Here is a 6,829-nt window from a genome sequence, read left to right on the forward strand (position 1 = left end):
ACAGCGCATCGCAAGTATGCCGTATTCAACGATTGTACACTTTAAACAATTAAAAAAATCATGCTAAGCACTTTTAATAACTTGCTGGAAAATGGGAAAAATAGTATCTGAAAAATGTTGTCTATCACGTCAATTGATATAATAACTCGGAAGAAAAAACAACCCAAAGCTAGTACAGAAAACAGACCTTAACGTACAATAATTTCCAATATCCAAGGCGACCCCTAGTAGGTTGGTATTTTACCAAACCGCTCCAAGAAAAATTACATAGACAATTTCGTTATAGTGCTGCTAATACTTCTTTTCTTACTGAGACTATTTCTGGTGCTGAGACCATTAAAAGTTTAGCAGTTGAACCATACTTGTATCGGCGTTGGGAAAATCAAACTTGTGACCTAGTTAATGCTAGTTATCAAGCCCAATTATTATCTTCTTTATCGGATCAATTAGTACAAGGTATTGGTAAAGTAACCAGTGCTTTAATATTATGGTGTGGCGCCAGCATGGTGATTAATTTGGATATTACACTAGGACAATTAATTGCTTTTAATATGTTATCCCAACATTTTTCCCATCCTTTAGGTAAACTGGTTGAGTTATGGCGTAAGTTTGTCCAAGCTAGAATATCGGTAGATATATTGGGTGATACACTAAACCTACCAGTTGAGCAATCTAAAGAACAGAAGCTAAATTTACAAGGGACTATTACACTTCGAAAAGTAAATTTTCGGTATCAACCAGGTTCACCTTTAGTATTAAAAAGTATTTCACTGCATATTCCATATGGAAAACGAATTGGTATTGTAGGTGAATCAGGTTCTGGCAAAAGCACTTTAGCTCGTTTATTATTACGACTATTTTTACCAGAAGAAGGCCAAATATTATTTGATGGTATGCCATTAAATAATTTAGATACAAGATATTTACGTAAACAAGTAGCAGTAGTATTGCAAGAAAACTATCTATTTAATAGAACGATTCGTGATAATATAGCGATTGCACAACCACAGGCCTCTGTAGAATCGGTGATCGAATCTTCAAAATTGGCAGGTGCACATGATTTTATTTTACGTTTGCCACTTGGATATGATACAGTCATTTCTGAAGGAGGCAGCTCTTTATCTGGTGGTCAAAGACAACGTATTGCCATTGCTAGGGCGTTATTAATTGATCCAAAAGTATTGATTTTTGACGAAGCGACTAGTTCCTTAGATGATGAATCTCAATCAGTTATTCAAGCTAATATGGCTAAAATTTCTAGTGGCCGAACCGTTATTACTATTGCCCATAGGTTATCAACCATACAACAATCTGATTGCATTATCGTATTACAAAAAGGAACTATTATTGAACAAGGAAATCATAAAGAGTTGTTGCAATTAAATGGTAAATATGCCCATTTATGGCAACTTCAACAAACATTTGGCGTAGCATCATGATGAGCATAATCGTAAGAATGATGTCCAAAATCAAACTTATCTGGAATAGAATTCGATCTATATATGGATTCTGTTTACATCGGTCTGACTATGATCGGTATGAATTTCTTCCTTCTTATTTATCAATCATGAAACGTCCACCTACTTCCAGTGCAAGAATCACTGCAATTATGTTGAGCGTTTTCGTATTATTGACCTTTATTTGGTCTTATTTTGGACAGCTGGCTATTCATGCGACAGCTACAGGTAGGCTGATTTTGCCTAGTCGTTCTCAGACCATTCAATCATATGAATTATGCGAAGTAGCTGAAATTTTAGTTCAAAACGGACAATCGGTTAAAAAAGGGGATAAGCTATTGACTTTAAATATAGTAGGACTTACCCAAGACATCAAACGTTTGCAGAAGCAAAAAACTTTTCAGCAACTAGAAGTTGCTCTTTATAGCGCATTGCTTAGCGATAATCCACTTAATCCTTTGGTCCTATCAAGTGATATTGACGCGAGTATATTAAAAATAACCAGTTCTTATCTTACCAGTTCTTGGCAAGAACATTTATCCATTTTGTCTAAACTTGATGCTGATATAGATACTAATAAATATGAGCAAATGGTGCTTAAAAAAAGACTAGATGGGCTTCAAAAACTAAAAAATAATATTCAGAAACGTTTATTGCCTAGCCGTAGACTAGCTAAATCCAACTTTATGGCTAAGATGACTTTATTAGAAAGGGAAAAAGAAGCACTAGATAACCAATTATCTATAGATTCTAAGGAAGAAGAATTAAAAGTATTACAGGCACGATCCCATACCTTGCTTGAGTCTAAATTTAGTTATATCGCACAAAAAAAAAGAGACTGGAATGATAAATTAAATAAATCAGTAGTTTCATTGTTAATAAGCGAACAAGAATTGGCTAAAGCAGAAGCACGTAGCAAACTGCAAATTATTCGGGCACCTATAGATGGAATCGTTCAGCAATTAGCGGTATATACCATTGGAGGGGTGGTACAAGGGGCCCAAAAATTAATGCTGATTACGCCACATGATGGTGCACAACAAGCAGAAATAGATATTGCTAATAAGGATATAGGATTTATTAGATCTGGACAACCTGTTACCGTAAAAATTGAAGCTTTTCCATATAGCCGATATGGAACTATAAATGGAAGAATTCAAAGTATATCTCTAGACTCCGTTAAACGAAGCGAATCCAGCCCAGAATTAGTATTTCCAGCTCAGATCGAACTAGAAAAAAATTATATTATGATCGATAATCAACCCGTTATCTTAACGCCTGGTATGACCATTGTTACTGAGATTAAAATCGGTAAACGTAGGGTGATTGATTATCTATTGAGTCCTGTAAGAGAATATAGATCTGAAGCTTGTAGAGAACCTTAATGAATCAACTAATTACTTCCGGAACATATGGTATTCCTGCTATTATACGAGCTGCACAATCATTTCAGATCGTAGTAACGGAAGCTTTATTAAGTCATAAACTAGGAAAAGATTGCCATAATTTAAGCTGGATGGATGTGTGCATGGCTGCTAAAATAGTTGGTTTACAATCTAAATATTATAAAGAAATAGATTTCGATCTATCTAATATACCATTACCTATTTTAGTTTGCTTAGATGGAAAATGGAGCGTAATTGAAAAAGTAGAAGATGGTTATTGGTCACGTTATGATCCAGATACTGATCAAGTGTATAAAGAACCTATAGCTAATGATACATTATCCGTTATATTACTAGCTGAACAGGAAATACAAATCAAAGATGTTAAATTTGGGTTTAATTGGTTTTTACCCTCTATATTACGACATACCAGACAGTTACGTGATGTATTAGCGCTATCTTTAACCCTACAGTTTATGGCTTTAATGGGGCCAAAACTATTTCAAAATGTTATTGATCGTGTATTAGTGAGCAGAGCTCTATCAAGCTTAAAGGTATTATCTATTGCTATTCTATCCTTAGCCATAACTGAACCTATATTTAACTACTTTCGAGGTAAGTTTTTTACTAATCTAGCTAGTAAGATTAATTCGGAGCTATCTTCTAGGTTATATCAACATCTATTAATGCTTCCATTGGATTATTTTTCGAAACGACAAACTGGTCAAATTGTTGCACGTGTTCGGGAAATGAATCATATTCGTCAGTTTTTAACTGGATCCGCTTTAATGTTAATCCTAGATAGTATTTTTATTTTGATATTCTTAATAGTCATGTTTAACTACTCTAGTATACTGACTTGTATTGTAATGGGATCATTGGTCATATATGGATTGTTTTGGCTCACAATTGGCCCGATGTTGCGCCAACGTGTTAACAAAGAATACGATGCCAGTGTGTTAGCTACCGCTTATTTAACTGAGACGATTACTGGAATTGAAGTACTTAAAACGACAGCTACTGAGTCAGATTTTTTAAAACGTTGGAAAAAGATTTTAGCTTGCCAATTACAGTCAACCTTTTTAGCTAAAAATATAGCTATTGTAGCTAGTCAAGGCATTAGCTTTATTCAAAAATTAACCTCTGCTCTTCTCCTATGGTTTGGAGTAAAGATTGTGCTAGCAAATCAGCTTACTGTAGGGGGATTGGTTGCTTTTAACATGTTAGCCAACTATGTTACACAACCTATCCTTAGATTGGCACAAATATGGCAAGATTTCCAGCATACCCTAATCGCACTACGACGTATTGGAGATATTTTAGATACTACATCAGAAGTTGGGGGAAAAGGAGTAGATACGCTACCAAAATTAGTTGGTAAAATTGAATTTCAACATGTACGTTTTCGATATGAGCCCGATACACCAGAAGTAGTAAAAAATTTGTCATTCGTAATACAGTCAGGAGAGTTTATTGGTATTACGGGTCCATCTGGTTCAGGTAAAAGTACGATAACCAGACTATTACAACGGCTCTATATCCCACAAAATGGACAAATTTTAGTAGATGGAATGGATATTGCCATTGCTAATCCCACTTCACTGCGTCGCAATATGAGTATAGTCTTACAAGATAATATGCTTTTTGCAGGTTCTATATTGGAAAACATTAAATTATGTTGCCCGTCGGCCAGTGAAGAAGAAGTAGTAAGATCTGCAACATTAGCTGGAGCTAATAATTTTATTAATGAATTACCACAAGCCTATCAAACAATCATTGGTGAAAAAGGAAGTGGTTTATCTGGTGGTCAACGTCAGCGTATAGCTCTAGCCCGTGCTTTATTGATCAATCCAAGCATTTTAATTTTAGATGAAGCTACTTCCGCACTCGATTATGAATCTGAAGCGGCCATTATGTCGAATATAGATCAAATTTGTCAAAATCGTACCGTTATTGCTATCGCCCATAGGTTAAATACTATCAAATATGCCAACCGTATTTTAGTACTAGATCAAGGAATGATCACTGAGCAAGGTACGCATACAGAACTTTTACAAAAAAAAGGATTATATGATAAACTATGGCGTATGCAAACCAATAGCATATAAATAAATAGTCAGATCTGTAAAATGTTTTAGTAAATTTTTATAAAAGTGTTAGTAAGAAAGATATGGACCAAGGTTTTATACCTAAATATTACGTTTAGTACGATATTTTTGATATATAATAGCGCGTATGCTTCAACAACCAAACCTATTAGGTTGAAAGAAGCGATAAAAATTGCCTTAAAGGAAAATTTGAATATTAAAATTGCTAAAAATATTAGAAAAAAATCTTTGTTGTCTAATAAAATTAATACTATACATTTATGGGCCCCTAAGGCTAATTTTTTAGTTTCACAGGATAATCACTGGGGGAAGAAAAATACTCATTTACTACAATCAAACCCTATTTTTAACTTATCATGGGACTTGCAATCTGTTTTTAATAAACTTTTTAAGTTTAAAAAACAGAACCATGAAAATAAGATATATGTTTTAACCTCTACAAAATCAATAGAAAAAGAATTACAAAAAGTAGTCACCTGCCATTATGAACTAGCATTGGCACAAAAAAAAGGGGAACTGTTTAATACTTTTATTAGGATCGCTTATACTAAGTTAAAAATAGAAGAAGAGCGATTAAAACTAGGATTTTCATCTAAGATAGATTGTTTAAATGCTGATTTAGTACTTAAAAAATCAAAATTAACTTTATTAGAACATCAAGAAACGCTTAAAGAAAAACGAAGAAATTTTAACCTAATACTTGGTAAATCGTTAAATGAAGAAACGTTAGTAGAATCAAATATATCTTTTAAACCTGTATGGAATATTACAGCTGTTACAAAAGAAAAAGTAGTGAATCTGAAAACAGCTATACAGGAAAAAAAAGTAGCTATAGCTAAAAATGAACTCACTAAAGTTAAACTATACCCGATTTCTTGTCTAAGCCTATTAGGTGAAATTCAATCAAATGGTTACACGTATGATTTAAAAGATAGTACATGGAGGAATCATCCGTCTAAAGCAGGTCTAAGGATTTGGATAAGTTTAGATATAGGTAGATTACTGATTATGCCTTCAAAAATTAGAAAATCAAGAATGGAACTGGATAGTGAAGTATTGAACTTAAATAAAGAAAAACTCGCAGCAGAGGGTAAATTAGAAAATAAAAAATGGAAATATCGTCATATGTTGGGCTTGTACAAACTAGTAAAAGAGCAAATGAAAGTAAGCAACGAAAAATTGCTACTGGTAAAAGAAAATTATAAAATGAATCAGCTAAAACTATTAGACCTACAAGAAGCAGAGGAAGAAGTACAAAAAGCAGAAATTAATTTAATAGAGTATGCTTTTAAAGTAAAACAAGCAGAGTTCGATCTTTATAGACTTATCGGTAACGTTCATGAACAGGTAGAAGAACAAAACGAAAAATAAACAAATGTTTTAGCAAATATGTTGCGTTTGTTTAGAGTATTTTGATTTAAGTATAGAAATCAATATTTAATCTTACAGGCAGGATCAGCGGGCCCGAATCGACAGAAAGTTACGGTTTTGATTTAAGTTCCTAAATTCATTATAGAACCCTTAATAAATTTCTCCTATTTGGACCAGTGGGAGCGGGTGAACAGGAAATTACGGTTTCGATTTTGTACCCAACTTCGTTAGTAAAATTTTGGAAATACGTGAATTCAGGTGTCTTAAGAAACGGTCGTTTGTTGAAACATCTAAAATACCTCCCTAAAATAGTCCATAAAATGTATCATATTTCTATCTCAAAAAACAAAATATTATAAACTCATTATTTTTAATACTATTGAGACAATACGGAAAAATTAATATTCCGGTTCCATCACAAAATAAAATTGTAAGAATATTTATATTTTTAAAGCTGTTGATTCATTCTAACCTATTGATGAGATGAGCAAGAAAGAAAGCAAGGAAA

Annotated in this window: 4 protein-coding genes and 1 pseudogene; all 5 read left to right on the top strand. The window is 33.3% G+C overall.

Annotated features, from left to right (window positions below):
* Nucleotides 1-236 precede the first annotated feature (236 nt).
* Nucleotides 237-566 (top strand): annotated as a pseudogene (locus tag ACRRVB_RS04875) (ABC transporter transmembrane domain-containing protein); the annotation flags it as partial.
* On the top strand, nucleotides 552-1,439 hold the full coding sequence (locus ACRRVB_RS04880; protein WP_432466837.1) for a peptidase domain-containing ABC transporter: 888 nt from the start codon (nucleotides 552-554) through the stop codon (nucleotides 1,437-1,439). The pseudogene ACRRVB_RS04875 and the gene ACRRVB_RS04880, both read left to right, overlap by 15 nt.
* A complete protein-coding gene (locus ACRRVB_RS04885) occupies nucleotides 1,436-2,842 on the top strand; it encodes an HlyD family type I secretion periplasmic adaptor subunit (protein ID WP_432466834.1) in 1,407 nt (468 codons plus the stop codon). Before ACRRVB_RS04880 ends, ACRRVB_RS04885 begins: the two co-directional genes overlap by 4 nt.
* On the top strand, nucleotides 2,842-4,950 hold the full coding sequence (locus ACRRVB_RS04890; RefSeq protein ID WP_432466835.1) for a type I secretion system permease/ATPase: 2,109 nt from the start codon (nucleotides 2,842-2,844) through the stop codon (nucleotides 4,948-4,950). Before ACRRVB_RS04885 ends, ACRRVB_RS04890 begins: the two co-directional genes overlap by 1 nt.
* 108 nt (nucleotides 4,951-5,058) lie before the next feature.
* On the top strand, nucleotides 5,059-6,321 hold the full coding sequence (locus tag ACRRVB_RS04895; RefSeq protein ID WP_432466836.1) for a TolC family protein: 1,263 nt from the start codon (nucleotides 5,059-5,061) through the stop codon (nucleotides 6,319-6,321).
* The last annotated feature ends 508 nt before the right edge of the window (nucleotides 6,322-6,829 follow it).

Source organism: Candidatus Cardinium hertigii (assembly GCF_050864855.1).
Taxonomy (GTDB): domain Bacteria; phylum Bacteroidota; class Bacteroidia; order Cytophagales; family Amoebophilaceae; genus Cardinium; species Cardinium hertigii_C.

What these genes read in the sequence shown, in the direction of transcription:
- ACRRVB_RS04890 (WP_432466835.1), top strand. Translation starts at nt 2,842, where the DNA reads ATGAATCAACTAATTACTTCCGGAACATATGGTATTCCTGCTATTATA.
- ACRRVB_RS04885 (WP_432466834.1), top strand. Translation starts at nt 1,436, where the DNA reads ATGATGAGCATAATCGTAAGAATGATGTCCAAAATCAAACTTATCTGG.
- ACRRVB_RS04880 (WP_432466837.1), top strand. Translation starts at nt 552, where the DNA reads ATGTTATCCCAACATTTTTCCCATCCTTTAGGTAAACTGGTTGAGTTA.